General features: G+C 52.2%; 1 protein-coding gene. It reads left to right on the top strand.

Translation table 11 applies throughout. The annotated features are described in order from the left end of the window. Positions 1-26: 26 nt before the first annotated feature. The coding region (locus tag G5A07_RS22335; RefSeq protein ID WP_223107921.1) for a hypothetical protein at positions 27-207 on the top strand (181 nt) is incomplete at its 3' end.

Below are 207 nucleotides of genomic sequence, written 5' to 3'. Positions count from 1 at the left end.
GTTCAAATTCGCTGTCAAGCACCTCGGTGAAGCTTCGTTTCGAGCCCCTTTCGGGACCGAACCGCTGCGGCGAACAACCTGCCGGAGCACTTCACCACCCCTGGGAGAGAATCCATAAATCCTTGATTTTCAAGCATTTACTCTTCGTCGTCGCCGGGAGTGGTGCGCATTATAGGGAGATAGAAACTGGCGTCAACACTTATTTGA

Source organism: Stenotrophomonas sp. AS012628 (assembly GCF_010608305.1).
GTDB lineage: Bacteria > Pseudomonadota > Gammaproteobacteria > Xanthomonadales > Xanthomonadaceae > Stenotrophomonas > Stenotrophomonas geniculata.
Note: the sequence above shows the minus strand (reverse complement) of the source record. Positions and strands in the feature narration are given on the sequence as shown.